The sequence below is a fragment of the Dietzia sp. PP-33 genome, from assembly GCF_033790845.1.
Lineage (GTDB): Bacteria > Actinomycetota > Actinomycetes > Mycobacteriales > Mycobacteriaceae > Dietzia.
This window is the reverse complement of record NZ_JAMYEI010000001.1, coordinates 333,669-359,543: the sequence shown is the minus strand read 5'-3', so window position 1 is coordinate 359,543 and position 25,875 is coordinate 333,669. Positions and strand designations below refer to the sequence as shown.

At 70.4% G+C, this 25,875-nt stretch carries 24 protein-coding genes; 18 read left to right on the top strand and 6 right to left on the bottom strand.

Translation table 11 applies throughout. The features are described 5' to 3' along the window. The first annotated feature begins 15 nt into the window (after positions 1-15). Positions 16-1,125 (top strand): 23S rRNA (adenine(2503)-C(2))-methyltransferase RlmN, encoded by a 1,110-nt coding sequence (rlmN, locus tag NJE57_RS01755; RefSeq protein WP_319026641.1) that lies wholly within the window; start codon positions 16-18, stop codon positions 1,123-1,125. Between the two features lie 105 nt (positions 1,126-1,230). Here rlmN and NJE57_RS01750 read toward each other — a convergent pair whose 3' ends face one another. Next, on the bottom strand, positions 1,231-1,590 hold the full coding sequence (locus NJE57_RS01750) for a DUF2631 domain-containing protein (protein ID WP_319026640.1): 360 nt from the start codon (positions 1,588-1,590) through the stop codon (positions 1,231-1,233). A 162-nt stretch (positions 1,591-1,752) separates the two neighbouring features. Between NJE57_RS01750 and dxr the strand changes: the two genes are divergently transcribed. From dxr to map, 5 genes are all read left to right on the top strand, one after another. Then, positions 1,753-2,916 carry a 1-deoxy-D-xylulose-5-phosphate reductoisomerase gene (gene dxr / locus NJE57_RS01745; protein ID WP_319026639.1) on the top strand — a complete coding sequence of 388 codons (1,164 nt, stop codon included), beginning with the start codon at positions 1,753-1,755 and terminating at the stop codon, positions 2,914-2,916. Positions 2,917-2,922: 6 nt separating this feature from the next. Beyond that, on the top strand, positions 2,923-4,140 hold the full coding sequence (locus NJE57_RS01740) for a M50 family metallopeptidase (protein ID WP_319026638.1): 1,218 nt from the start codon (positions 2,923-2,925) through the stop codon (positions 4,138-4,140). A 135-nt stretch (positions 4,141-4,275) separates the two neighbouring features. Further along, a complete protein-coding gene (gene ispG / locus NJE57_RS01735) occupies positions 4,276-5,424 on the top strand; it encodes a flavodoxin-dependent (E)-4-hydroxy-3-methylbut-2-enyl-diphosphate synthase (RefSeq protein WP_319027062.1) in 1,149 nt (382 codons plus the stop codon). A 4-nt stretch (positions 5,425-5,428) separates the two neighbouring features. Next, positions 5,429-6,283, top strand: a complete 855-nt coding sequence (locus NJE57_RS01730) for a GNAT family N-acetyltransferase (RefSeq protein ID WP_319026637.1) — start codon at positions 5,429-5,431, stop codon at positions 6,281-6,283. 99 nt (positions 6,284-6,382) lie between these two features. Next, positions 6,383-7,255: a type I methionyl aminopeptidase gene (gene map, locus NJE57_RS01725; RefSeq protein WP_319026636.1), complete on the top strand. Its 873-nt coding sequence runs from the start codon at positions 6,383-6,385 to the stop codon at positions 7,253-7,255. Positions 7,256-7,299: 44 nt separating this feature from the next. Here map and mtr read toward each other — a convergent pair whose 3' ends face one another. Together mtr and NJE57_RS01715 are read right to left on the bottom strand one after the other, a co-directional pair. Continuing rightward, on the bottom strand, positions 7,300-8,700 hold the full coding sequence (mtr, locus tag NJE57_RS01720) for a mycothione reductase (protein ID WP_319026635.1): 1,401 nt from the start codon (positions 8,698-8,700) through the stop codon (positions 7,300-7,302). A 5-nt stretch (positions 8,701-8,705) separates the two neighbouring features. After that, positions 8,706-9,743, bottom strand: coding sequence for an alpha/beta hydrolase (locus tag NJE57_RS01715; RefSeq protein ID WP_319026634.1), 1,038 nt, complete (start codon positions 9,741-9,743; stop codon positions 8,706-8,708). A gap of 131 nt (positions 9,744-9,874) precedes the next feature. Between NJE57_RS01715 and mqo the strand changes: the two genes are divergently transcribed. Together mqo and cobA are read left to right on the top strand one after the other, a co-directional pair. Beyond that, positions 9,875-11,371: a malate dehydrogenase (quinone) gene (mqo, locus tag NJE57_RS01710; protein ID WP_319026633.1), complete on the top strand. Its 1,497-nt coding sequence runs from the start codon at positions 9,875-9,877 to the stop codon at positions 11,369-11,371. Positions 11,372-11,504: 133 nt separating this feature from the next. Next, positions 11,505-12,731 (top strand): uroporphyrinogen-III C-methyltransferase, encoded by a 1,227-nt coding sequence (cobA, locus tag NJE57_RS01705; protein WP_319026632.1) that lies wholly within the window; start codon positions 11,505-11,507, stop codon positions 12,729-12,731. 44 nt (positions 12,732-12,775) lie between these two features. On the opposite strand, the gene NJE57_RS01700 is transcribed toward cobA, so the two are convergent. After that, positions 12,776-13,525 (bottom strand): peroxide stress protein YaaA, encoded by a 750-nt coding sequence (locus NJE57_RS01700; RefSeq protein WP_319026631.1) that lies wholly within the window; start codon positions 13,523-13,525, stop codon positions 12,776-12,778. Between the two features lie 58 nt (positions 13,526-13,583). Between NJE57_RS01700 and NJE57_RS01695 the strand changes: the two genes are divergently transcribed. After that, a complete protein-coding gene (locus NJE57_RS01695) occupies positions 13,584-15,335 on the top strand; it encodes a proline--tRNA ligase (RefSeq protein ID WP_319026630.1) in 1,752 nt (583 codons plus the stop codon). A 4-nt stretch (positions 15,336-15,339) separates the two neighbouring features. Here the strand turns inward: NJE57_RS01695 and NJE57_RS01690 are convergent, their stop codons facing one another. Beyond that, complete coding sequence (locus NJE57_RS01690) at positions 15,340-15,744, bottom strand: DUF4439 domain-containing protein (RefSeq protein WP_319026629.1); 405 nt, start codon at positions 15,742-15,744, stop codon at positions 15,340-15,342. Next, the gene (locus NJE57_RS01685; protein ID WP_319026628.1) at positions 15,741-16,235 is read right to left on the bottom strand and encodes a twin-arginine translocation signal domain-containing protein; all 495 of its coding nucleotides are present in this window, start codon (positions 16,233-16,235) and stop codon (positions 15,741-15,743) included. The genes NJE57_RS01690 and NJE57_RS01685 overlap by 4 nt, the downstream gene beginning before the upstream one ends. A gap of 106 nt (positions 16,236-16,341) precedes the next feature. On the opposite strand from NJE57_RS01685, the gene rimP reads away from it, so the two are divergent. The 9 genes from rimP to NJE57_RS01640 all read left to right on the top strand — a co-directional run bounded on the left by rimP (position 16,342) and on the right by NJE57_RS01640 (position 25,874). Beyond that, entirely contained in the window at positions 16,342-16,887 is a 546-nt protein-coding gene (rimP, locus tag NJE57_RS01680; protein WP_319026627.1) for a ribosome maturation protein RimP, read from the top strand. Next, positions 16,884-17,870: a transcription termination factor NusA gene (gene nusA, locus NJE57_RS01675; protein ID WP_319026626.1), complete on the top strand. Its 987-nt coding sequence runs from the start codon at positions 16,884-16,886 to the stop codon at positions 17,868-17,870. Before rimP ends, nusA begins: the two co-directional genes overlap by 4 nt. Positions 17,871-18,024: 154 nt before the next feature. Next, on the top strand, positions 18,025-18,399 hold the full coding sequence (locus NJE57_RS01670; RefSeq protein WP_319026625.1) for a YlxR family protein: 375 nt from the start codon (positions 18,025-18,027) through the stop codon (positions 18,397-18,399). 94 nt (positions 18,400-18,493) lie between these two features. Then, complete coding sequence (gene infB, locus NJE57_RS01665) at positions 18,494-21,328, top strand: translation initiation factor IF-2 (protein WP_319026624.1); 2,835 nt, start codon at positions 18,494-18,496, stop codon at positions 21,326-21,328. Positions 21,329-21,442: 114 nt separating this feature from the next. Continuing rightward, on the top strand, positions 21,443-21,904 hold the full coding sequence (gene rbfA / locus NJE57_RS01660) for a 30S ribosome-binding factor RbfA (protein ID WP_319026623.1): 462 nt from the start codon (positions 21,443-21,445) through the stop codon (positions 21,902-21,904). Beyond that, positions 21,901-22,869 (top strand): DHH family phosphoesterase, encoded by a 969-nt coding sequence (locus tag NJE57_RS01655; protein WP_319026622.1) that lies wholly within the window; start codon positions 21,901-21,903, stop codon positions 22,867-22,869. Before rbfA ends, NJE57_RS01655 begins: the two co-directional genes overlap by 4 nt. Continuing rightward, the gene (locus tag NJE57_RS01650) at positions 22,853-24,247 is read left to right on the top strand and encodes an MATE family efflux transporter (protein ID WP_319026621.1); all 1,395 of its coding nucleotides are present in this window, start codon (positions 22,853-22,855) and stop codon (positions 24,245-24,247) included. The genes NJE57_RS01655 and NJE57_RS01650 overlap by 17 nt, the downstream gene beginning before the upstream one ends. Further along, positions 24,244-25,170 (top strand): metallophosphoesterase, encoded by a 927-nt coding sequence (locus NJE57_RS01645; RefSeq protein ID WP_319026620.1) that lies wholly within the window; start codon positions 24,244-24,246, stop codon positions 25,168-25,170. Before NJE57_RS01650 ends, NJE57_RS01645 begins: the two co-directional genes overlap by 4 nt. Further along, positions 25,167-25,874, top strand: a complete 708-nt coding sequence (locus NJE57_RS01640; RefSeq protein ID WP_319026619.1) for a 4'-phosphopantetheinyl transferase family protein — start codon at positions 25,167-25,169, stop codon at positions 25,872-25,874. The genes NJE57_RS01645 and NJE57_RS01640 overlap by 4 nt, the downstream gene beginning before the upstream one ends. The last annotated feature ends 1 nt before the right edge of the window (position 25,875 follow it).

Genomic DNA, 25,875 nt, shown 5'->3' with positions numbered 1-25,875 from the left:
ACAATGGCTGCCATCATGGTTGAACCCCTACCCCTCGTCTTCGATGCCCCCCGCCGCGGCCTTCCCCCTCGTCATTTCGCCGACCTCGACGCCGAGGGCAGGGCCGAGGCGATGGGGGAACTCGGGGTCCCCGCGTTCCGCGGAAAGCAGCTCGCCAACCAGTACTTCGGGCGACTCGAGGCGGACCCGGGTGCCATGACGGACCTGCCCGTCGAACTCCGTGACAGGGTCGGAGCGGACCTGTTCCCCCGGCTCGCCTCCTCGGTGCGGCACATTTCCGCCGACGGGGGCACCACCCGCAAGACGCTGTGGAAGCTGCACGACGGTTCGCTCGTGGAGAGCGTCCTCATGCGGTACCCGGACCGGGCGACGTTGTGTATCTCCAGTCAGGCCGGGTGCGGCATGGCCTGCCCGTTCTGCGCCACCGGGCAGGCCGGGCTTGATCGCAACCTCTCGGCCGCGGAGATCCTCGAACAGGTGCGGGAGGCCGCCCGGGCCATGCGGGACGGGGAGGTTCCCGGCGGACCGGGCCGTCTGTCGAACGTGGTGTTCATGGGGATGGGGGAGCCGCTCGCCAACTACAAGCGGGTTCTCACTGCCGTCCGGGGCATCGTCTCGCCGCCGCCGTCCGGCTTCGGCTTGTCCCAGCGCTCGGTCACGGTGTCGACCGTCGGAGTCGTCCCCGCGATCCATCGTCTGGCGGAGGAGGGGCTGCATGTCACCCTGGCCGTCTCACTCCACACGCCCGACGACGAACTGCGCGACACCCTCGTACCGGTCAACAACCGGTGGCCGGTCGCCGAGGTCATCGACGCGGCGCGACACTACGCCGACGCCACCGGTCGTCGCGTGTCGATCGAGTACGCACTGATCCGCGATGTCAACGACCAGACGTGGCGCGGGGAGATGCTCGGTCGTCTGCTCGCCCAGAGACTCGGACCCATGGCGCACGTCAACCTCATCCCGCTCAACCCGACGCCCGGCAGCGAGTGGGACGCCAGTCCGAAGCCCCAGCAGGACGCGTTCCAGGCCGCGGTCCAGCAGGCTGGCGTGTCCTGCACCGTCCGGGACACCCGCGGACAGGAGATCGCCGCCGCCTGTGGTCAACTCGCGGCCGACGGGTGACCACCGCCTCCCGGAGCCGGTACGAGCCTCACGCCGACTGACCACGCCGACCGACCACGAAGAAGGGCCGACACCCACGGGTGTCGGCCCTTGCTCGTGCAGGGATCAGCGCTTGGCGGGAGCGGTCCCCACGGCGCCGGTCGCGGCGGCACCGACCACCGAGTAGTGGTCGCCGGGGACCTCGTAGATCTCGGCCCTCTTCAGACTGTCGTCCTTCTTCGGGCGGAGTGCGAGGAACATCCATACCGCCAGGAAGACGGCGATGCTCACGAGCCAGATGTCCTCGACACGGCCGACGTGGTTGCCGAACAGCATGGCCAGGAGGAACAGCACGAAGAAGCCGCCCACGACGAGTCCGACCTTCCTGCTGTGCTGGTGCCAGCCCCACTGGACCGAGGGCTCGTCGAGGGAGCTGATGCCCTCCACGACGATTTCCTTGCTGGTGTGGTGCCCGTCCGCGCTCATGCTCCCCGGTTCTCCTCACGGCTCGCTGGCAGCCCTGCGGGCCGCCGACATCCCGCTCAGTCTGGCACATGCCCGGTCGGGGCCGACGGGTAACCCGCCGGTATCGCGCCCGGCGTGGTCGTCGATGCGGCGCCCGGGGCCCCGGGCGTGGACAATGACGGGGTGACCACGCGCGTTCTCGTCCTCGGCAGCACCGGCTCGATCGGTACCCAGGCACTGGAGGTGACCTCCGAGGCCGGTCCCGACAGGTTCGAGGTGGTGGGCCTGGCCGCGGGTGGCGGACGGATCGATCTGCTGGGTTCCCAGATCGTGTCGACGGGTGCCGGGTTCGTCGCCGTCGCGGACCCCGGCGCGGCCGCGCGCCTCCGGGCACGGTTCCCGGACGTGGTCGTCTTCGAGGGCCCGGGCGGGGCCGCGGAGCTCGTCGGTGCGGTGGCAGCGGACGTGGTGCTCAACGGCATCGACGGTTCGATCGGGCTCGGACCCACCCTGGCGGCACTCGCGACCGGCGCCAGGGTGGCGTTGGCCAACAAGGAGTCCCTGGTCGCCGGCGGGTCGCTCGTCACCGGCGCGGCGGCCCCGGGGCAGCTCGTCCCCGTGGACTCCGAGCACTCGGCGATGGCCCAGTGTCTGCGTTCCGGATCGACGGACGAGGTCGCCGGCCTGGTCCTCACCGCGTCCGGCGGGCCGTTCCGGGGCAGGACCCGCGAGCAGTTGGCGGACGTCACCGCTGAGCAGGCCCTGCAGCACCCCACGTGGCAGATGGGCCGCATGATCACGCTCAACTCCGCGACACTGGTCAACAAGGCGCTCGAGCTCATCGAGGCGCACCTGTTGTTCGGGGTGCCCTACGAGAGGATCCAGGTGACGGTCCATCCCCAGTCGGTCGTGCACTCGGCGGTGACCTTCGTCGACGGCGCCACGATCGCCAAGGCCTCTCCGCCGTCGATGAAGCTGCCCATCGCCCTCGCCCTGGGCTGGCCGGACAGGATCCCCGGCGCCACGACCCCGCTCGACTTCTCCCGGTCACACACCTGGACGTTCGAACCCGTGGACGATCAGACCTTCCCGGCGATCTCCGTCGCCCGGGCGGCGGGTGCGGCGGGGGGTCTACGGACCGCCGTGTTCAACGCCGCCAACGAGGAGGCCGCCCCGGCGTTCCTCGCCGGGCGGATCGGTTTCACGGAGATAGTCGAGGTGGTCTCGGACACCGTTGCGGCGGCTGACGAGTGGTCGTCCGATCCGCGCGACCTGGACGACGTCACGGCGGCGGAGACCTGGGCCCGGCGCCACGCGGCCACGCTCGTCGCGGGCCGGGAGGGCTGAGTCGTGATGGTGCTCGGGATCGTGTTGTTCGCACTCGGGATCATGGTGTCGATCGTCCTCCACGAGTACGGGCACATGCGGGTGGCGTTGTGGTCGGGCATGAAGGTCCGGCGGTTCTTCGTCGGTTTCGGCCCGACGCTGTGGTCGGTGCACCGCGGCGGCATCGAGTACGGGCTCAAGGCCGTCCCGCTGGGCGGATTCTGCGACATCGCGGGGATGACGGCGTACGACGAGTTGTCACCGGAGGACGAGCCCAAGGCGATGTGGCGTCAGGCGTGGTGGAAGCGTGTGGCGGTGCTGTTGGCCGGCCCCGCCATGAACATCGTCCTGGCGATCGCGCTGTTCTACACCGTCGCCCTGGGCTGGGGGTTGGTCAACCGTGACGTCCAACCGATCCCGACGGACAGGGTCGCAGCGGTGGTGGGCGACACCTGCGCCGGTGCGGACCGGTGTGGAGTCGGTGTGGGCGCGGCGGGTGAGGCCGGCATCCTGGCCGGTGACCGGATCACCTCCGTCGACGGCCAGCCGGTGGGCAGTTGGGAAGACCTGTCCGAGGAGGTCTCCGCACGGCCCGGGGAGACCGTTCCGGTCGTCGTCGACCGGGACGGGGAGAGTGTGACGACGACGGCGACGCTGAGCTCGTCCACCGACGAGGGCGAGACGCGGGGAGCGCTGGGGGTGCGGTTGTCCGACGACGGCATCCCGCCGGAGATCCTCGATGACCCCGCCTACCAGACGGTCAACACCTACGACGCCCTCGGCGCGATCCCCGCCACCTTCACATTCACCGGCGAGATGATCGAGGCGACGATAGACGGGCTGATCTCGTTCCCGTCCAAGATCCCTGCGGTCGCCGCGTCGATCTTCGGCGCCGAACGGGCGGACGACTCGCCGGTCTCCGTGGTGGGCGCGAGCCACATCGGCGGTCAGGCCGCCGAGCAGGGCGCCTGGTGGTTGTTCCTGCTCTTCCTCGCCGGACTGAACCTGTTCCTCGGGGCGTTCAACCTCGTCCCGCTCACCCCCTTCGACGGTGGACACATCGCGGTGGTGTTCTACGAGAAGATCCGGGACGCGCTGCGCAGGCTCCGTGGCCTGGCGCCGGGCGGCCCGGCGGACTACGAGAAGTTGGCGCCCGTCACCATCGGGGTGTTCGTCCTGTTGATGGGCGTGTCGGCGATCGTCATCACCGCGGACTTCGTCAACCCGATACTGCTGACAGGCTGAGTGTGTGGACGCCCATCTCGCCCCCGCGGCCCGAAACGCGGATAATGGTGGGCGGGACACGCGAGCACCCGGCTGGCAACCCCTACGGAAGGCCCTGTTGTGAACGACTCCTCCTCCATCCCCATCGGATTGGGCATGCCCGACGGGCCGCCACCGGTCCTCGCGCCGCGGCGGCAGACGCGCCAGCTCTTCGTGGGCCAGGTGGGCGTGGGCAGCGAGCATCCGGTGTCCGTCCAGTCCATGACGACCACCAAGACCCACGACATCAACGCCACCCTCCAGCAGATCGCCGAACTCACCGCGTCGGGCTGCGACATCGTCCGCGTGGCGTGCCCCCGTCAGGAGGACGCCGACGCGCTGGAGACCATCGCCCGCAAGTCGCCGATCCCCGTGATCGCGGACATCCATTTCCAACCGAAGTACATCTTCGCGGCGATCGACGCCGGCTGCGCGGCGGTACGCGTGAACCCGGGCAACATCAAGGAGTTCGACGGCCGGGTCGGAGAGGTCGCCAAGGCCGCCGGTGCCGCCGGCATCCCGATCCGCATCGGGGTGAACGCCGGATCGTTGGATCCCCGCCTTCTGGCCAAGTACGGCAAGGCCACGCCTGAGGCCCTCGTGGAGTCGGCGTTGTGGGAGGCCTCGCTCTTCGAGGAACACGGGTTCGGTGACATCAAGATCTCCGTCAAGCACAACGACCCGGTGATCATGGTGGAGGCCTACCGGCAGTTGGCCGCGCGGTCGGACTACCCGTTGCACCTGGGCGTGACCGAGGCCGGGCCGGCGTTCCAGGGCACCATCAAGTCGGCGGTCGCCTTCGGGGCCCTGCTGTCGGAGGGGATCGGGGACACGATCCGGGTCTCGCTCTCCGCGCCCCCGGTCGAAGAGATCAAGGTCGGCGGGCAGATCCTGCAGTCGCTGAACCTGCGTCCCCGCAAGCTCGAGATCGTGTCCTGCCCGTCGTGCGGACGGGCCCAGGTCGATGTGTACAAGCTCGCCGACGAGGTCACGGCCGGTCTGGAGGGGATGAGTGTCCCCCTGCGGGTGGCGGTCATGGGTTGCGTCGTCAACGGGCCCGGTGAGGCACGTGAGGCCGATCTTGGCGTCGCGTCGGGCAACGGCAAGGGTCAGATCTTCGTCAAGGGCGAGGTCATCAAGACCGTGCCGGAGGCGATGATCGTCGAGACCCTCATCGAAGAGGCGATGCGGATCGCGGAGGAGATGGGCGAGCCCGTCGGCGAGGCGGCCGAGGGGCAGGGCCCGCAGGTCAAGGTCACGCGATAGGCCGATGACCGATACGGCTGCGCCGCGGGCCCAGACCGGTGGTTGCCGAGGGGTGGACGCCGGCGAGACCCGCGAGGTGCTCGGGGTCCTCGAGTCCGACCCGCTGGTGTCGTGCCCCGCGGCCGAGAAGGTCGCCGCCTCCGGTGCCGGTCCCGGACCGGAGGGACGGTTCCTCACCCTCGGGGGTCCCGGCCGGTCCCTCGTGTTCGTGGGGAGTTCGGTGCTGCCGCTACGGGGCGACGCGGTCGACCACCACGCTCTCGGTCGGGCGGTCGCCGGTCTGGGATTCGGGCCCATGTCCGTACACGGTCGGCGGGAGCACGTCGCGGCGCTGTGGGCCTCCCTCGGGGCCTGTTGGGACCCGCCCAGGGAGATCCGGGACTCACAGTTCCTCATGGCGCTGGAACGACCGGTTGAACAGGGCCTGGTGCTCGGCGGTATCCGGGCCGCGTCACTGAGCGAGTTCGAACAGGTCCTGGCCGCCGCCGCGGCGATGTACCGCGAGGAGCTGGGGTCCGATCCGTTCGCCGTGGGGTCCGGGATCCCCTTCCGACGCCGCGTCGCGCGCTCCCTGTCGCGGGGGAGGACCTGGGTGGGGACCGATGACGGCGGGGTGTTCTTCAAAGCGGACGTCGCGGCCGTCTCCCCGCGGTCCGCGCAGATCCAGGGTGTCTGGGTCCGCCCCGACCGGAGGGGGGCGGGACTGGGGTCCGGCGGGATCGCGGCGGTGTGCGCCGCCCTCCAGGCCACGAGCCTGACCCCGTCGTTGGTGGTGAACGGGTCCAACTCCGCCGCCCGTTCCGCCTACCGGAGGGTGGGCATGTCCGATGTGATCGACTATGCGACGGTCCTGATGTGACCCGCCGGGAGCCGGTGGCCGGGCAGCGGGGCCGTGTCGGCACCGGCAGTGCCGGCACCATGTCGTCGACCGCCCGTCGATCGGGCCTATCCTGGTGTCATGACCACCTCGACCCGTCAGCCCCTCGTCCCCGGTGAGCCCACCCCGATCCGGACCGTCCCCGAGACGATCCCGCGGCCGGAGTACGTCTGGCGCGACCGGGTAGACGAGGCCAACGGTGAACCGTGGGTGCAGACGCCCGAGGTGATCGAGTCGATGCGTCGGGCGTGCACGATCGCGGCGGACGCCCTCGTGGTGGCGGGGCAGGCCGTGGCCCCGGGGGTCACGACGGACGAGCTCGACCGTATCGCCCACGACTACATGTGTGATCACGGTGCGTACCCGTCGACCCTCGGGTACAAGGCATTCCCCAAGTCCTGCTGCGTGTCCCTCAACGAGGTGATCTGCCACGGGATCCCCGACACGACCGTGATCCGGGACGGGGACATCGTCAACATCGACGTCACCGCCTATATCGGTGGGGTCCACGGTGACACCAACGCCACGTTCCTCGCCGGCGAGGTCAGCGAGGAGAACAGGCTCCTGGTCGAACGGACCAGGGAGGCCATGGACCGTGGGATCAGGGCGATCCGCCCGGGTCGGGAGATCAACGTGATCGGCCGGGTGATCGAGTCCTACGCCCGCAGGTTCGACTACACGGTGGTCCGTGAGTTCACCGGCCACGGGGTGGGTCCGACATTCCACAACGGTCTCGTCGTGCTGCACTACGACGAGCCGTCGCGGACCGAGGTGCTGGAGCCGGGGATGACGCTCACCGTCGAACCCATGATCTCGCTCGGCGGACCCGGGTTCGACGTCTGGGACGACGACTGGACGGTCACCACGGCCGACAGGGCGTGGACCGCCCAGTTCGAGCACACGGTGCTGGTGACCGAGGACGGTCACGAGATCCTGACACTGCCGTCCGCCTAGAAGCCGGTCCGCCTGGAAGCCGGCCCGCCTACAAGCGGGTCCGTCTAGAACCCGCGGTCCGGGAAGTCCAGACCGAGCAGGGCGTTCTCGACGACCTCGGCCATCGCGGGGTGGATCCAGTACTGCCTGCGTGCGAGCTCGGGAACGGTGATCTCGAACTCCATGGCCTGGATCAGGATCTGGACCAGCGACGGCGCGTGGGCCCCCATGAGATGGGCACCCACGAGCAACCCGGTGGCACGGTCCGCGATGAGCTTGCAGCAGCCGACCGAATCTTCCATCGCCCAGCCGTACGCCACGTCGCCGTAGTCCTGGACCTTGACCGTGACGTCGTACCCGGCGTCGCGGGCCTCGGCCTCGGTCAGGCCCACCGAGGCGATCTGCGGCCACGTGAACACGGCGTAGGGGACGAGCCGGTGGTTGACGGCGTGGAGGTCGTCCGGGTGCCGCAGGTTGTGTCCGAGCACCCGCTGTTCGTGGTTGGCGACGTGCTTGAGCTGGAACGGCGAACTGACGTCACCGAGGGCCCATACGCCGTCCGCGGTGGTGCGGCCGTACTCGTCGACGTGGACGCGCTCGCCGTCCATCCGCACCCCGGCCGCGTCGAGGCCGAGGAGATCCCCGTTCGGGGTGCGACCCGTGGCGACCAGGAGAGTCTCACCCGAGCAGGTGGATCCGTCCTCGAAGGTGATCTCGACCCCGCGCCGGTCCTCGCCCGTCGCGGTCATCTCCGTGATCTCCTGCCCGAGTCTGACGTCCCACCTGCGCCCTGCCTGACGGGTGAACCTCTCCGCCAGTTCGCGGTCGAGGTACTTGAGCAACACGTCCGAACGCCCGATGACTGTCACCTCGACGCCCAGCGAGGAGAACACGTGGGCGAACTCACACGCGATGAACCCGGAGCCCTGGATCACCATGGATCTGGGAAGTTCGGGGATCCGCATCACGTCGTCGCTGGTGTAGTACGCCACTCCCGCGTCAGTGACGATCGAAGGGATGGAGGGGCGTGCGCCGGCCGCGATCACCACGGAGTCCGCGGTGATGATCTCCCCGGTGCCCGTGTCGATGGTGCGCGGGCCGACGAAGGTCGCGTGGCCGTCGTACACCGTGACGTTGTCGCAGCGGTTGCGTCGGTAGTCCTCGCCACTGGAGGCGATGGGGTCGATCCGCCGATCGAACACCCGGGAGACGATGTCCTGCCACCGGACCCCGTCGAGCGTCGAGTCGATCCCGTACGTGCCGGAGTGCTCTATCGAGGTGGCGGTGTCGGCCGTGTAGACGAACATCTTGGTGGGGATGCACCCCACGTTGAGACACGTCCCGCCGAATGTTCCCTTCTCACAGATCGCCACCGACTTGTCGGCGAACGAGTCGTCGATCAACGAGTTTCCGCTGCCGGTTCCGATCACGATGAGGTCGAAGTGCCGGGAGGGGGACTGGGTCATGGTCGTCAGGACTCCTTGGTGTGGGGTGCGAGAATCTGGTCCAGCCAGACGCCGAGGTGGTCGAAGACCACCTCGAGGACGTCGGCACGGGAGAGGAACACGTCGTGGCGGGCGCCGGCGACGGGAACGTCGGTGACCCGGTCGGAGACCCGGTCCGCGTAGCGCTCCATCGAACGGACGTCGAGGATCAGGTCGGTGTCGACGTCGGGTTCCCCGTCCCTGCCGCGAGCGCCCATCCACGATGCCGTGGACCGCAGCATGAGCACGGGCAGCGGCAGGTGGACCCCGGATTGGAGACGCTTCTGCGCCCGGCGGACCGCCGCCAGCCATCCCGCCCGGACCCCGACCCCGCCCGGGGGCTTGAGAGTGGTGTCGAAGTGGAAGTCCCCGTCGTGGTCGATGTGCGTACTCACCACGTACCGGGCGGATGTCTTCAGGGGGAGCTGGTAGTAGGGCCTGGCCGAGCCCAGGGTGCGGATGACCGGGTCCAGGAGCGGACGGACGCGATCCGGGACGTCGAGCTGGAACCACGGGGAGTTGAGCACGAGGCCCACCACGGGGCCCAGTGCACCCCGGTCGCGACGTCGGTCGAGCCACAGCGGCACCACCAACCCGCCCGTCGAGTGCGCGGCCACGATGACCGGCAGCCCCGGGTGGTCGCCCTCGATCACGGCCAGAGACTGGTCCAGCTCGTCGTCGTATCTCTCCAGATCGGTGACGAAATGTGGCGTCAGTCCGTCCCTCCTCGAGCGGCCGCACTTGCGCAGGTCCACGCCGTACGTGGCGATCCCGCGCCCGGCCAGGAAGTCCGCGAGATGCGTGTGGAAGAAGTAGTCCGACAGTCCGTGGACGACCAGCAGGGCCGCGACGGGATCGGCCGGCGCGTCCTCGTGCCGCACCAGGGTGGCCGAGATCGGCCCCTCGCCGTCCGGATCGGTGCCGAGCGGGAGCTCACGGCGGCGGTAGGACGGACCCAGGAGGTCCGGGGTCCACTGCACATCGGATCCGGCGGGGGTGACGGGATCGGGGGAGGGCGGAGACACGACGACCACCCTAGTCCGGTGTGCCGTGTGGGCAGGCCGGTGAGTAGTCTTGGGAACCGGTGCACGCGGGTCGTAGAACCGGCCCGCGTCGACGCCGATTCGGGTCCACGACCAATGAGCGAGGGTAGCCGGTGACTGCAGATCAGGTGGCAAAGCACGGAACGACGGATGTGGCGCTCATCGGCGCGGGAACCATGAGCGCCACGCTCGGGGCCCTTCTGCGACGCCTCCAACCCGACTGGCAGATCGAGATCTTCGAGCGCCTCGAGGGCCCCGCGCTTGAGTCCTCCGACGCGTGGAACAACGCCGGCACCGGCCACTCCGCTCTGTGCGAACTCAACTACTCGCCCAAGACCGCCGACGGCGACGTGGACATCACCAAGGCCGTGAGCGTCAACGAGAAGTTCCAGGTCTCCCGGCAGTTCTGGTCGTACGCCGTGGAGAACACCATCCTCGGCGACCCGACCGAGTGGATCCGGCCGGTGCCGCACATGAGCTTCGTGGCCGGCCCGGACGGGCAGGAGTACCTGCGTAGGCGCTACGAGAAGCTCGCGGGACACCCCCTGTTCCCGGGGATGGGGCACACCACGGACTTCGGTGAGCTCGAGCGACTCGTGCCCCTGATGGCCCGGGAGCGCTCGCCCGAGCAGCCGTTCGCACTGAGCTACTTCGAGAACGGCACCGATGTCAACTTCGGCGCACTCACGCGCCAGTTCGTCAAGTACCTCACCCGGACCGGAACCGAGGTCCACTACCAGAACCAGGTCAAGGACCTCGAGCGCAACACCGACGGCACCTGGCGACTGACCGTGGCCAACCGCCACACCGGCGACGAGCGGACGGTCGACGCCAAGTTCGTCTTCGTCGGTGCCGGCGGCGGAGCGCTCCACCTCCTGCAAAAAGCCGGGATCCCAGAGATCAAGGGCATCGGAGGGTTCCCCGTCGGGGGCCAGTGGCTCCGTTGCACCGACCCCGAACTGGTCGACCAGCACCAGGCCAAGGTGTACAGCCAGGCCTCCGTCGGTGCGCCGCCGATGTCGGTGCCGCACCTGGACACGCGGGTGATCGACGGCAAGAAGGGGCTTCTCTTCGGCCCGTTCGCCGGCTGGACCCCCAAGTTCCTCAAGATGGGCAGCTTCCTCGACCTCCCGTCGAGCATCCGGCCGGGGAACCTGATGCCCATGGCCAACATCGGGCTGACCGAGATGGGCCTGGTCAAGTACCTCATCACCGAGCTGGCCAAGAATCACGGCGCGCGAGTCGACACCCTCCGGGACTTCGTGCCCTCCGCGCGGGAAGGCGACTGGGAGAAGGTCGTCGCCGGCCAGCGCGTCCAGGTGATCAAGCCCAACGGCCGCGGTGGCACGCTGGAGTTCGGCACGGCCGTGGTGAACGCCGCGGACGGGTCGATCGCCGGTCTACTGGGGGCCTCTCCCGGTGCCTCGACCGCCGTCGACGCGATGGTCGACGTACTCCAGCGCTGCTTCCCGAGTCGTTTCGCCGACTGGAAGCCGGCCCTCGAGGAGATGATCCCGTCGCTCGGCCGCGACCTCGCCGCCGAGCCGGCGCTGTTCACCGAGCAGTTCGAACGCTCGACGCGCACCCTCAAGCTCGACCAGAAGGCCTGAGCCCGGGCGTAGACCCGCTCGACGACCCCCTGTCATCCCCCGCCGCGGTGCCACCGTGGCCGGGGGATGACGCCCGTCACAGACCCTCGGGGCGAGGCGGGCGACGCCACCGCCGACGGATAGGATCGGGGGCATGATCCGGCCCGTGAACCCGTACCCCGTCGGACTGGACCTCGAAGGCCGCCGTGTCGTGGTGATCGGCGGAGGGTCGGTGGCCCAGCGACGCATCCCCGTCCTCCTCGAGGCGGGTGCCGCCGTGCACCTGGTGAGCCCGGAGATCACTCCCACCCTGCAGGTACTGGTCGACTCCGGGCGGATCCGGTGGGAGGACCGCGAGTACTACACCGGGGATCTCGAGGGCGCCTGGTACGTGGTGGCCGCCACCAGGAATTCCCTGGTCAACGCCCGGGTCGCGGCAGAGGCCGAGCAGTTGCGCACCTTCTGCGTCCGGTCAGACGCGGTCCACTCCGGCACCGCGGTGACGCCCGCGGTGGTGCGCCGTGACGAGATGCTGGTGGCAGTGCTCACCGGCGACCGCGCCCGGACCGCCGAGGCCCGCGACGTCGTCGCCCGCGCCCTGAGCGTGGCCGGGGCGGAGGCGCCACAGGCCGAGGAGAAATTGCGGGGGACCGTCGCGCTGGTGGGCGGGGGGCCGGGTGCGGACGATCTCATGACGGTCCGGGGCCATCGGTTGCTCTCCCGTGCCGACGTCGTGGTGGCCGACCGCCTCGCGCCCCAGCGACCACTGGGGGAACTGCGCCCGGACGTGGAGATCGTGGACGCGGCCAAGATCCCGTACGGCCGCTCGATGGCGCAGGAGGCCATCAACCAGGTGCTCGTGGACCGGGCGCGGGAGGGCAAGTTCGTGGTGCGGCTCAAGGGCGGTGACCCGTTCCTCTACGGGCGGGGATACGAGGAGGCGCACGCCTGTGCCGAGGCCGGGATCCCCTGCACCGTCGTCCCCGGTGTGTCCAGCGCCCTCAGCGTCCCCGCTCTGGCGGGGATCCCCGTCAGCAACCGCGGGATGACCCATGAGGTCACCGTGGTCTCAGGACACCTGCCACCGGGACACCCGAACTCCCTCATCGATTGGGACGCGCTCGCACGGATGCGGGGCACCCTGGTCGTGCTGATGGGCGTCAAGAACTCCCCGGCCATCGCGGAATCCCTCATGGCCGGCGGGAGATCGGCGGACACCCCGGCCGCGATCATCATGGACGGCAGTCTCGACGGCCAGGCCACGCACCGGTGCACCATCGGGACGATGGCCGGCACGCTCGAGGAATTCGACGTCCGCCCGCCCGCGATCGTGGTGGTGGGTGAGGTCGCCGGCCTGCCACAGGTCCTCACGAGTTCCTGAACGGCGCCTGACCGTCCCCCCCCCCCCACCTCGGAGGTGCCCGCTCAGGGATCGGTGACCATCGTGAGAGCGGTCTCCGAGGTGCGTTCGAGGGTGTGCCCGGCCCGTCTCGCGACGCGCAGGAGCGCGGCCACGTCGCCCATCTCCGCCCGTGAGGTGGCCAGTGTGCGCGCCAGCAGCCCCTTGTGGAACTTGGAGAAGTGCGACACCACCTTGCGGGTGCCGTCGGGGTACTCGGTGACCACGTCGACGGTCACCGCACCGGTGACGGGCCCCAACTGGTGGTAGCCGCCGGAGCGCAGGTCGACCACCAGATCGTCGGCCCAGCCGGCGGTAGCCGCCGTGAGCGCAGGCTTCCACGTGGTGCGCAGCGTTCCCGTGCCGGGGAGTCGGGTGCCCGCGGAGAGCCGGTAGTGGGGGATGGGGTCGGCGGCGGCGATCAGACCGAACAGCGCCGACCCGATCCACAGCCGGGATTCTGCGCGCGACCGCGCGGCCCGGGTCAACGAGGTCTGGTCGAGCGCGTCGTAGAGGACCCCGGTGTACCTGCTCAGTGCGGGCGCGGTGGGGGAGGACCACAGCTGCGCGTCGAGGGTCACCTCCTCGGACTGGGTGTCGCTCAACCCGAGCGCGGACCGCGCACCGACCGGGTCGTCGACACACTTCGTCACCAGCGCGTCAGCCACCGATCTGCGCGTCTCGGTCAGCTCGGTCAGCGAGAGCGAGGCCAGATCGAGGGGGCCTCCCGAACCGCCGACGGACTTGGTCTCGGAGGGCGATAGGAGGATGCGCACCCGGCTGAGGCTACCGTCGCTCCGGCGGTGGGTTCCCGTGCGGCTACGCTTGACCACCGTGATCACGCGCCTGTCCCACCTTTTCCTGCGTACGCTCCGCGACGACCCGGCCGACGCCGAGGTCCTGAGCCACAAACTCCTGGTCCGCGCCGGATACGTCCGGCGCGTCGCCCCGGGCGTGTACTCGTGGCTGCCACTCGGTCTGCGCACCCTGCGCAGGGTCGAGCAGGTGGTGCGCGAGGAGATGAACGCGTCCGGCGCGCAGGAGATCAGTCTCCCCGCGCTCCTGCCCCGCGAGCCCTTCGAGACCACGGGCCGGTGGACCGAGTACGGGTCGGCACTGTTCCGGCTCAAGGACCGCAAGGGCAACGACATGCTGCTCGGCCCCACCCACGAGGAGCTGTTCACGCTCACCGTGCAGGGCGAGTACTCCTCCTACAAGGATCTGCCGGTCACCCTCTACCAGATCCAGACCAAGTACCGGGACGAGGAACGGCCCCGTGCCGGCATCCTCCGGGGCCGCGAGTTCACCATGAAGGACTCGTACTCCTTCGACCTCGACGACGCCGGTCTCGAGCGCTCCTACCAGGCGCATCGCCAGGCCTACCAGAGGATCTTCGACCGTCTGGGTATCGAGTACGTCATCTGCGCCGCGACGTCGGGCGCGATGGGCGGGTCGGCCTCGGAGGAGTTCCTGGCCATCGCCCCGGCGGGCGAGGACACCTTCGTCCGCTCGACCGACGGGGAGTACGCGGCCAACGTCGAGGCCGTGGTGACCCCCGTACCGCCGGCCCGCGCCCTCGAGGGTCTCCCGGACGCCGTCGTCCACGAGACCCCGGACACCCCGACGATCGACAAGCTGGTCGACTGGGCCAACGGTGCGGACCTCGGACGCGAGGTGACCGCCGCGGACACCCTCAAGAACGTGCTCCTCAAGGTCCGGTGGCCCGGAAAGGACTGGGAGCTGCTCGGGGTGGGACTGCCCGGGGACCGCGAGGTGGACATGAAGCGGGTGGAGGCGGGGCTGGAGCCCGCCGAGGTCGCCGTCCTGGACGAGGCCGACTTCGCGGCCCACCCTTTCCTGGTGAAGGGATACATCGGCCCCGCCGCGTTGCTCGCGGGCGGGGTCCGGTACCTGGTCGACCCCAGAGTGGTCGAGGGCACAACGTGGATCACCGGATCCGACCAGCCGGGCCGGCACGTCGTCGACCTGGTGTGCGGGCGCGACTTCACCCCCGACGGCACGATCGAGGCCGCGGAGGTCCGGGAGGGTGACGAGGCCCCCGGCGGGCACGGCACGCTGACCCTCGCCCGGGGTATCGAGATCGGACACATCTTCCAGCTCGGCCGCAAGTACACCGACGCCTTCGGGTTCGACGTCCTCGGGGAGAACGGCAAACCGGCGAGGGTGACGATGGGGTCGTACGGCATCGGGGTCTCCCGTCTCGTTGCCGTGTTGGCCGAGCAGTTCGCCGACGACAAGGGGTTGGTCTGGCCGGCCGAGGCCGCCCCCGCCGACGTCCACGTGGTGATCGCGAACAAGGACGAGGCCGCCGCCGCTGGTGCGGCGACGCTCGTCGAGGCCTTCGACCGGGCCCGACTCGAGGTGCTCTTCGACGACCGGAAGGCCTCCCCGGGGGTGAAGTTCAAGGATGCCGAACTGATCGGTGTGCCCTGGGTCGTGGTCGTCGGTCGAGGCTGGTCGGAGGGGACCGTGGAGCTCCGGGAACGCGCGACCGGAGAGGTCACCCAGGTCTCCGTCGACGGTGCCGCCGACGAGATCATGCGGCTCATGGGGGCCGCGCGCTAGACCGTCAGGACGGGGGAGGGAACCCGGGCAGCGCCTCGAACGGCGCGCCCGGGACCAACGTCCGCCATCGCGCGAGTTGGACGGCGGCCGCCGTGAGAGCGTCCAGGGAGAACTGCCGGACCTCGGTGGACCGTGCGGCCCCGAGCTCCGCCCTCCAGGCCTCACAGCAGTCGGATTCGAGCCGGATGGCGAGCAGAACCGGGGATGTCGAGACGTCAGGGGCCGTCAGGTAACCCACCGGTGCTGGGGCGGCACCCGGCCACAGGTCCTCCGCGGCGTCCCGTCGCGCGCGGTGCGCAGCGAGCTCCCGTCGGACTGCGGCACGGATACCGCCGTCCGCTCCGGCCAGGACGAGTCCGTACCCGAACACGGCAGCGTCCTCGGCGGCCAACCCCGGTGGCGTGGTCACGCGAGCACCACCTCCACCGCGGCGGTACAGGCGGCCGACACCGCCGCAGTGACCTCGGCGCGGGACCCGCGGGAGTCCACGGCGACCTCGGCGGCGCGTCTGGCGTCCTCACGAAGGCGCGCGCGGACCTCCTCGACGGGTGGGCAGGTCACGGGTCGATCCGTGGCGACACCGTCCTCCGTGGCGACATCGTCCGGTGGTGCCTCTCCGGTGGTGGTCTGCCGGCCGATCTCGGCGGAGAGCCGTTCGAAGTGGGTGCGGCGGGCCTCGGCGATCCGGCGCAGACGGGCGACGTCATCCCCGTGGGAGACGTCGGCGGCCGCGAGCTCGCGGGCGTCCCGGTCGGCGGCCTCGGCCAGCTGCACCAGTGGATCCGGTGCGTCGTCGACGACGGGGAGCGCACAACCCCCGACGGCCGCGAGCCCGGTGACGACAGCGGAAACCGCGACGAACCGTCGACGCGAGACGGGGGCGGCGGGGGAGGAGTGCACCCCGACATCCTGCCAGGGAGCGGGAGTGCCGGTCCGGAGGCGGTACAGTGATCCGGCCCGTCCGCGACCCGGATCGGCACCAACCAGCAGCGACGCCAGGAGCAACGTGATCGTCCCCGAGCCCGACAGGGCCCATATCCGTAAGGCGGTCGCCGACCGTGGACTCGAACTCGAGGAGCTACGCGAGGACTCCCGGTCGACCACCTGGCACGTCACCGTCGTCGTCGACGGTGACTCCGGTGTCACGCTCGACGACCTCGCGACACTGTCGACGGACCTCGACGCCGTCGCCGAGCAGTGGGGAGGTCCCGACCGGGCTGTCACGTTCGAGGTGACCAGTCGCGGTGTGGACGCCCCCCTCGAGGCGCCACGACACTGGAGGCGGGCTCGCGGTCGTCAGGTGGACCTCACCTTCGTCGACGGGGTCGACGGCCCCAGCCGCGGGCGCGTCGGCGACCTCGACGAGGAGGCCGGCGTCGTGCGCCTGGTCTCGAGGTCGGGTCGTGGGATGCGGGCCGAATCGGTACGGTTGGACCAGGTGGCCCGCGCCGTGATCCGGGTCGAGTTCCGGCCCGCGCCGGAGGACGAACTCGCCCTCCTGTCGGAAGCCGCGAACCCCCGACGTGGTGTGCGAGAAGGAGAAAACAGTTGAACATCGACATGGCGGCGCTGAACATGCTGTCCCAGGAGCGGGAGATCCCGTTGGACGACCTGGTGCAGACCCTGGAGAACGCCCTGCTCACCGCGTACAAGCGAACCGACGACGCGCATCGCGTCGCACGGATCCAGCTCGATCGCAAGGCCGGGACGGTCGCCGTCATGGCCGCTGAGGTCGACGAGGACGGCAACCGTATCGGCGAGTTCGACGCCACCCCGTCCGACTTCGGCCGGGTGGCCGCGGCCACTGCGCGACAGATCATCCTCCAACGCCTGCGGGAGGCCGAGACGGATCGGATCTACGGTGACCTGGTCGCCCGGGAGGGAGAGGTGGTCAGCGGGGTCATCCAGTCGGATTCCCGGGCGAACACCCGCGGCATCGTCGTGGTGCACATCGGGCCCGAGAACGGTGGCACCGAGGGCACGATCGCACCTGCAGAGCAGGTCCCGGGGGAGACATACGAGCACGGTGACCGGATCAAGTGCCACGTGGTCGGGGTCCACAAGGGGCCCCACGGCGCCTCGGTCTCGCTCTCGCGTACCCATCCGGACCTCGTCCGGGGACTGTTCGCCCTGGAGGTGCCCGAGATCGGTGACGGGTCCGTCCGCATCGCGGCGATCGCGCGCGAGGCCGGTCACCGGACCAAGATCGCGGTCGAGACGACGATCTCGGGCCTCAACGCCAAGGGCGCGTGCATCGGCCCGAACGGTGCCCGGGTGCGGGCTGTCATGGCGGAACTCAACGGCGAGAAGATCGACATCGTCGACTTCGACGAGGACCCCACGGTCTTCGTCGGCAACGCGCTCTCGCCTGCCAAGGTCGTCTCGGTGACAGTGGCGGACGCCGAGACCCGGGCGGCCCGCGTGGTCGTCCCCGACTACCAGCTCTCCCTAGCGATCGGCAAGGAGGGGCAGAACGCCCGTCTCGCCCACCGCCTGACGCAGTGGAGGATCGACATCCACAGCGATGCGGAATGACGGTCGCGGAAGTGATGTCCGGCACGTCCCCTGTCCACGCGGTCGGGCGCGCCGTTAGTATCGATACCCTGTGACCTGTAGACTGACCAGATGTCACAGTGACTTCACGTCCAGCCGTTCGCACGGAGGACGGTGAGAGGACCGAGGCGGCCTGATGCGGGTACATCGAGACCAGCGCAGAGGCGTCGCCGAAGTCGCAGGTCCGGTAAGGACCTGCGTCGGCTGTCGCCGCCGGGATTCCGATTCCCGGTTACTGCGGATCGTCCACGATCCGGAGGCGGCATCGCTCTCACCGGACCCCCATCGTCGAGCGCACGGACGAGGAGCCTGGGTGCACCGCGACGAGCGGTGTATCGCGACAGCACTCGACCGCAAGGCCTTCATCAGGTCCCTGCGGGTCGCCGGGAACGTGTCCCAGGACGCGCTCTCGGAGATGATCGGGACGCTATCGTCACGAGCACGAGACCACCCGTCGGCCACTTGGGCCGGTGGGAGGAGCACAAGAGAAGGAACGGACCAGACACGATGAGCACACCGTGAAGCTCCAGCGATGAACGTCCATCCAATGTAGATCGAGGTCGCGCGGCCAGCCCTGCCGTGAAGACCTCGCAGTGAGGAGAGCAGTGGCAGGCAAGCCCCGGGTACACGAACTGGCAAAAGAGTTCGGTGTCACCAGTAAAGAACTTCTGACGAAACTCCGCGATCAGGGAGAGTTCGTCAAATCAGCGTCGTCGACCCTCGAGGCTCCGGTCGTCCGGCGTCTCCGTGAGTCGCACGCACCGGCCGACGGCGGTGCCGGTTCCGCACCGGCGGCGCCCAGCCCGGCAGGATCCGCTGCGCCGAAGCCCGGTGCACCGTCCACGCCGGCACCGGGCCCCCGTCCGGGAGCGGATCCGCGCAAGGCGGCTCCCAAGCCCGCCGCCGAGCGGCCCACCCCGGGTGCCAGGCCCGCGGCTCCGGCTCCCAAGCCGGCTGCAGCGGATCGGCCCAGCCCGGGTGCCAAGCCCGCGGCGCCGGCTCCCAAGCCCGCCGCCGAGCGGCCCGCGGCGGATGCGTCCCCCGACGCGCCGTCGGCCCCCGAGGCCCCGGCGGCGTCGCGTCCCGCACCGGGCCCGCGTCCCGCGGGACCGAAGCCGGGCCCCAAGGCCCCGCGCGTCGGCAACAACCCGTATTCGAGTGGAACCACGCCGGCGCCCCGTCCGCAGGGCGGCGCCCGTCCGGCGCCCGGCCAGGGTGGTCCCCGCCCCGGTGGTCCCCGTCCGGCTCCCGGCCAGGGTGGTCCCCGCCCCGCGCAGCGTCCGGGTGCTCCGGGTCAGGGCGGCCCCCGTCCCACCCCCGGCAACATGCCGGCCCGTCCGAGTCCCGGCCAGATGCCGGGCCAGGTCGCGCGTCCCGCTGCGGGCCGCGGTAGGCCGGGAGGCCCCGGCGGTCGACCGGGTGGCGGCGGTTTCCGTCCCGGTGGCGGCGGTGCCGGTGCACCCGCGGCGGGTGGCGGCGGTTTCCGCGGCCGTCCCGGTGGTGGCCCTCGTGGCCGCAGCGGTGCCGCGGGCGCGTTCGGTCGTCCCGGAGGCGCGCCCCGCAGGGGCCGCAAGTCCAAGCGGCAGAAGCGTCAGGAATACGATTCGATGCGGGCCCCGGAGGTCGGCGGCGTCCGGCTTCCCGACGGTCGTGGGCAGGTCCTGCGGTTGGCACAGGGTGCGTCGCTGAGCGACTTCGCCGACAAGATCGACGTCAACCCGTCGCAGCTCGTCCAGGCGCTGTTCAACCTCGGCGAGATGGTGACGGCGACGCAGTCCGTCACCCCGGAGACCCTCCAGTTGCTCGGCGAGGAGATGGGCTTCAAGGTCCAGGTCGTCAGCCCCGAGGACGAGGATCGCGAGCTGCTCGATTCGTTCGACCTGTCCTTCGGTGAGGACGAGGGCGGAGAGGACGATCTCGAGATCCGTCCCGCGGTCGTCACCGTCATGGGCCACGTCGACCACGGCAAGACCCGGCTGCTCGACAGCATCCGGTCCGCCAAGGTCGGCGAGGGCGAGGCCGGTGGGATCACCCAGCACATCGGTGCCTACCAGGTCACCGTTCCGGTCGACGAGGTGGACCGCACGATCACCTTCATCGACACCCCGGGACACGAGGCGTTCACCGCCATGCGTGCCCGCGGCGCCAAGTCGACGGACATCGCGATCATCGTGGTCGCGGCGGACGACGGCGTGATGCCGCAGACGGTGGAGGCGATCAATCACGCACAAGCGGCCGAGGTGCCGATCGTCGTGGCGGTCAACAAGATCGACAAGGAGGGTGCGCAGCCCGACAAGATCCGTGGCCAGATGACGGAGTACGGGCTCGTTCCCGAGGAGTACGGCGGCGACACCATGTTCGTCGACATCTCCGCCAAGCAGGGGCTCAACATCGACTACCTGCTCGAGGCGGTCGTCCTCACCGCTGACGCCTCACTGGACCTGCGGGCCAATCCGGATATGGATGCCCAGGGCGTCGCCATCGAGGCCCACCTCGACAGGGGCCGTGGTCCCGTCGCGACGGTGCTCATCCAGCGCGGAACACTGCGGGTCGGCGATTCGATCGTCGCCGGCGACGCATACGGACGAGTCCGACGGATGGTCGACGAGCACGGGGAGGACGTCGTCGAGGCGACCCCGTCCCGTCCCGTGCAGGTCATCGGGCTCACCAGCGTCTGTGGCGCCGGTGACACCCTGATGGTGGTCGAGGAGGACCGGACCGCCCGGCAGATCGCCGACAAGCGAAATGCGCGGAAGCGCAATGCGCTCGCCGCGCGGTCCCGCCGCCGGATCAGCCTCGAGGACCTGGACGCCCACATCAAGGAGACGAGCCAGCTCAACCTCATCATCAAGGGCGACAACTCCGGTACGGTCGAGGCCCTCGAAGAGGCCCTCATGAATATCGAGATCGACGACGAGGTGCAGTTGCGCGTCATCGACCGCGGTGTCGGTGCCGTCACCGAGACCAACGTCAACCTGGCTGCCGCCTCCGACGCGGTGATCATCGGGTTCAACGTCCGTGCGGAGGGCAAGTCCACCGAGCTCGCCAACCGCGAGGGCGTGGACATCCGGTACTACTCGATCATCTACCAGGCGATCGATGAGATCGAGAGCGCGCTCAAGGGCATGCTCAAGCCGATCTACGAGGAGAAGCAGCTCGGTCAGGCGGAGATCCGCCAGCTGTTCCGTTCCTCCAAGGTGGGCAACATCGCGGGTTGCATGGTCCTCGACGGGATCATCCGCCGCAACGCGAAGGCTCGGCTCATCCGCGACGGCAACGTCGTGGTCGAGGAGATGACCGTCTCCTCGCTGCGCCGGGAGAAGGACGACGCCACCGAGGTCCGCGAGGGCTTCGAGTGTGGTCTCACCGTGACGTACTCCGACGTGAAGATCGGCGACATCATCGAGACCTACGAGCTCGTCGAGAAGCCGCGCGACTGACGTCGACGGCGACACACCCGTGGGGGCAGGTTCCGTGGTCTACGGGCCTGCCCCCACGTCATGCTGGGGAACGAGCGGCCGCCGGGCGGCCGCGCCACGTCAAGGAGGATCGCCATGGCCGGAAAGGGACGGGCCGGACGGCTCGGCAAGCGGATCGGGGAGATCGTCGCGACGGCGATCGAGCACGAGATCAAGGATCCGCGCCTCGAGTTCATCACCATCACGGACTCGCGGATCACGGCCGACCTCCGGGTGGCCACGTTGTACTACACGGTCCGCGGCAGGACGCTCGACGACGAGCCCGACCTGGAGGCCGCGGAGGCTGCACTCACCGCGGCACGGGGTCGACTGCGGACGATGGTGGGAAAGCAGACGGGGGTCAAGTTCACCCCGGAGCTGACGTTCGTGCTCGATGCGGTGCCGGACGCGGCACGCCACATGGAGGAGCTGCTGGCCAAGGCCCGTGCTCAGGACGAAGAGGTCCGCCGCGTGGCGGAGGGCGCGCGGCCGGCGGGCGACGAGGACCCCTACCGCAGGGACGAGGAGACAGAGCAGCCGGGGGACGACGACCGGTGACCACCCCGGTGGACGCGGGCGGCGCGGCGGAGGTGCTCTCGCGGCACCGTGAGGTGACCGTGCTCTGCCATGTGCGTCCCGATGCCGACGCCCTCGGCAGTTCCGCGGGCCTCGCCCGTGCACTGCGGGCCGAGGGCGTCGTGGTCCACCACTCGTTCGACCCGGGAGTCGTCCCGGGGGCGCTCCGGGTGATCCCGGGGACGGAACACGTGGTGCCGTTGAGCGCGGTGCCCGCCCACGACGGCCTGGTGGTGACACTGGACTGCGCCAGTCCGGACCGCGTGGGCGACTGGGGCCGGCTGGCCCGGTCCGCGACCGAGGTCCTCGTGGTGGACCATCACCGGTCCAATCCCGGTTTCGGGACCCACCTTCTGTTGGATCCGGAGGCGGCGTCGACCGCGACCCTGGTTCTGGACGTCCTCGACGCCGGCCGCTACCCGGTCGACCCCGATCTCGCCACCAGTCTCTACGCGGGTCTCGTCACCGACACGGGCTCCTTCCGGTGGGGTGGCGTCGGGTCGCACGAGACGGCCCGCCGGCTCCTGGCCGCCGGCGCGGAGTCGACCGCTCTCGGTTTCGAGCTCCTCGACGCCCACTCGTTCTCCTGGCTGCGTGTGTTGGGTGAACTGTTGGGCACCGCCCGACTCGAGGCCGACGCGGTCGGTGGCCGGGGCGCCGTGTGGTTGACGGTGCCGAACGAGGTGGTCGCGGCCGTCGACGACGCCGACGTGGAGTCACTGGTGTCCCATCTCCAAGGGGTACGCGAGGCGGGTGTGTCGGTCCTCGTGAAGGAGTTCCTGCCGGGGGAGTGGGCGGTATCACTGCGGTCGCGCTCCGGCGATGGCGTGGACGTCTCCGCCGTCGCCTCGGCACTCGGAGGTGGCGGGCACCCCGCCGCCGCCGGATGCACGATGCGCGGCGACCTCGGGGTCGTGGTGGCGAGGCTCCGTGAGCTACTCCGCTGACCCGGACCGGGAGTCGTCGGCACCTGAGGTCGGGGCGGGCGAACTCGGGCGCCGCCTGCTGACGATCGCCATTCCGGTGCTGCCGGTCCTGGCCGCCGAGCCGATCTATCTGCTCGTGGACGGGATCGTCGTGGGCCGGCAGGGCCCGGAGGATCTGGCCGCCCTCGGTGTGGGGGCGCTCGTCCTGCTGGTGCTCGGCACCCAGATGAACTTCCTCTCCTATGGCACCACCGCACGCGCGGCTCGACTCCACGGCGCGGGACGACGCGCCGACGCCGTGGCGGAAGGGGTGCAGGCCACCTGGATCGCGCTCTCGGTGGGGATCGTCGTGGTGGCCGTCGTGCACGCGACGCTGGGACCCCTGACGCGTGTCCTCGCCGCGGACGCCGAGGTGGCCGCGAGTGCCGCGGACTGGCTGAGGGTGGCGGTGTGGGGTATCCCGTGCATCCTGGTCGCGTCCGCCGGACACGGGTGGATGCGGGGCGTGCAGCGACTCAGGACACCCCTGGTCCTGGTGGCCGTGGGGATCGGTGTCTCCACCATCGGTTGTGTGGTGCTGGTGCCCGGTCTTGGTCCCGCGCCCGCGCTGGGACTGGTGGGAAGTGCCTGGTCCAACCTCGCCGGTCAGGTGATCATGGCGGGCGGGTTCCTCGCGGCCCTCGTCCTGGAGCACCGGGGGTCGCTGCGCCCGCGGTGGGCGGTGATCGTGGGTCAGCTACGCCTCGGCGTGGATCTGGTGATCCGTACCGCTTCCTTCCAGGTGACCTTTGCCGTGGCCACCACCGCCGCCGCAGCCGCCGGTGTCGACTCGCTCGCCGCGCACCACCTGGCGCAGCAACTCTGGGCGCTCTACACCCTGGTCCTGGACTCGGTCGCGATCGCGGCGCAGTCGCTCGTCGGGGCGGCGTTGGGCGCCGGACTCGCCGCACACGGTCGTGCCCTGGCGCGGGCGGTCGTCCTGTGGTCGCTGGGCCTGGGCGTCGGCCTCGCGGTGCTCACCGCGATCTTCCGGGGACCGATGTCCGTCCTCCTGTCGGGTGATGCGGAGGTGGCCGGCAGGCTCGTGGTGGCACTGTCCGGGATGGCGGTCGTGGTGATACCGGCCGCTCTGGTGTTCGGTCTCGACGGGGTGCTGCTCGGCGCGGGCGATGCCGCCTACCTGCGGACCACCACGGTGGTCGCGGCCCTGTTCGGGTTCCTCCCGGTACTGCTGGCGACCCGGCACTTCGGGTGGGGACTGCCCGGGATCTGGTGGGGCATGGGGGTGTTCGTGGCGATGCGGTTGATCGCCGTCGCATCCCGGGTCCGCGGGGACCGCTGGCTCGTCCTCGGTTCGCGGACGCCGGTCGGACGGACCGTCGAAGGGACTCCCGCATGAGGGGCCACGCGAGCCTGCGTGCGGTGTCCGACCTGCACGTGGGCCACCGCGGCAACGTCGACGTGCTCGACGACGTCCAGCCCTCCCATCCCGGGGACTGGCTGATAGTGGCCGGTGACGTCGCGGAGAAGATCGACCAGGTGGTCGGTGCGCTCTCGCGTCTCGCCGCCCGTTTCGAGCGGGTGATCTGGGTCCCGGGAAACCACGAGTTGTGGATCTCCTCCGACGACGGGGGGATCACCTCGACCACCAAGTACGACCGACTGGTCGAGGCCTGCCGCTCGATCGGGGTCGACACCCCCGAGGACCCCTACCCGTTGTGGACCGGTCCGGGGGGCCCGGCGTGGGTGGTCCCGATGTTCCTGCTCTACGACTACTCGTGGACCCGCTCTCCGGGTCAGTCCCGGACGGCGGCACTGGCGGGCGCGCGGGAGCGGCGGATCGTGGCGTCCGATGAGTTCCTGATCGACCCCGCCCCGTACCCGGACGCGGCCGCCTGGTGCCGTGACCGCCTGGTCACCACCACCACCAGGTTGGCCGCCCTGGACCCGGCGCACCCCACCGTGTTGGTGAACCACTGGCCGCTGCTGAGGGCACCGACGGAGGTCCTCCGGCACCAGGATTTCGCGTTGTGGTGCGGCACCGAGCAGACCGCGGACTGGCACCGCCGCTATCGCGCGTCCGCCTGCGTCTACGGGCACCTGCACATCCCGCGTACCACCGTCCACGACTCGGTCCGGTTCGACGAGGTCTCGCTCGGCTATCCGCGCGAGTGGGGCAGCCGCGGCCGTCCCGAGCCGCTGGCCCGTCAGATCCTGCCCGCCCCCGAGCGCCGACAGGTGCGGTGGATCCGGGGCGGAGACGGACTGCCGAAGATCGCCCGACCCGGTGAGGGCGGGACAGACCTCGAGGAGGAGCGGTGATCCGCGACGTACTACCCGACGACGTGGTGGCCGTGACGTTCGACGAACTCGATCTCGACGACGCGGCGGCGCTCGCCGCCCTGTATCCCGTGGAGGCCGAGCAGATCAGCGGGGCGGTCGAGAGCCGCAGGGTCGAGTTCGCGGCGGCCCGCGCCTGCGCCCGGGAGGCGATGGCCAGACTCGGGCTTCCCGCCGGCCCGATCACCCGTGGGGGCAGGGGGATGCCGGTGTGGCCCGCGGGGGTGGTGGGCACGCTCACCCACACCGCCGGTCTGCGGGCGGCGGCACTGGCCCCGGTCGACCGGGTCCGGTCCCTCGGCCTGGACGTGGAACCGCACGGGCCGCTGTCGGGCGGGGTGCTCGAGGCGGTCTCGCTGCCGGAGGAGGCCGCGTGGGTGCGCGCCGCCCGTGGGGCCGAGCGCGCCGTCCACTGGGACCGGCTGTTGTTCACGGCCAAGGAGGCCACCTACAAGGCGTGGTTCCCACTCACCCGTAGGTGGCTGGGCTTCGCCGACGCACACATCACCCTGACTCCCACCGTCGTCGACGGCGGGTCCGCCTCGGGCGTGCTGCGGTCGCGGATCCTGATCGACCCACACGCGGTCGACGGCGGACCCGACCTGGTCGAGTTCCGCGGCCGCTGGGCCGTCCGGGACGGATACGTGGCCTCGGCGGTCGTGCTCCGGCCCGCCGGCGGAAGATAGC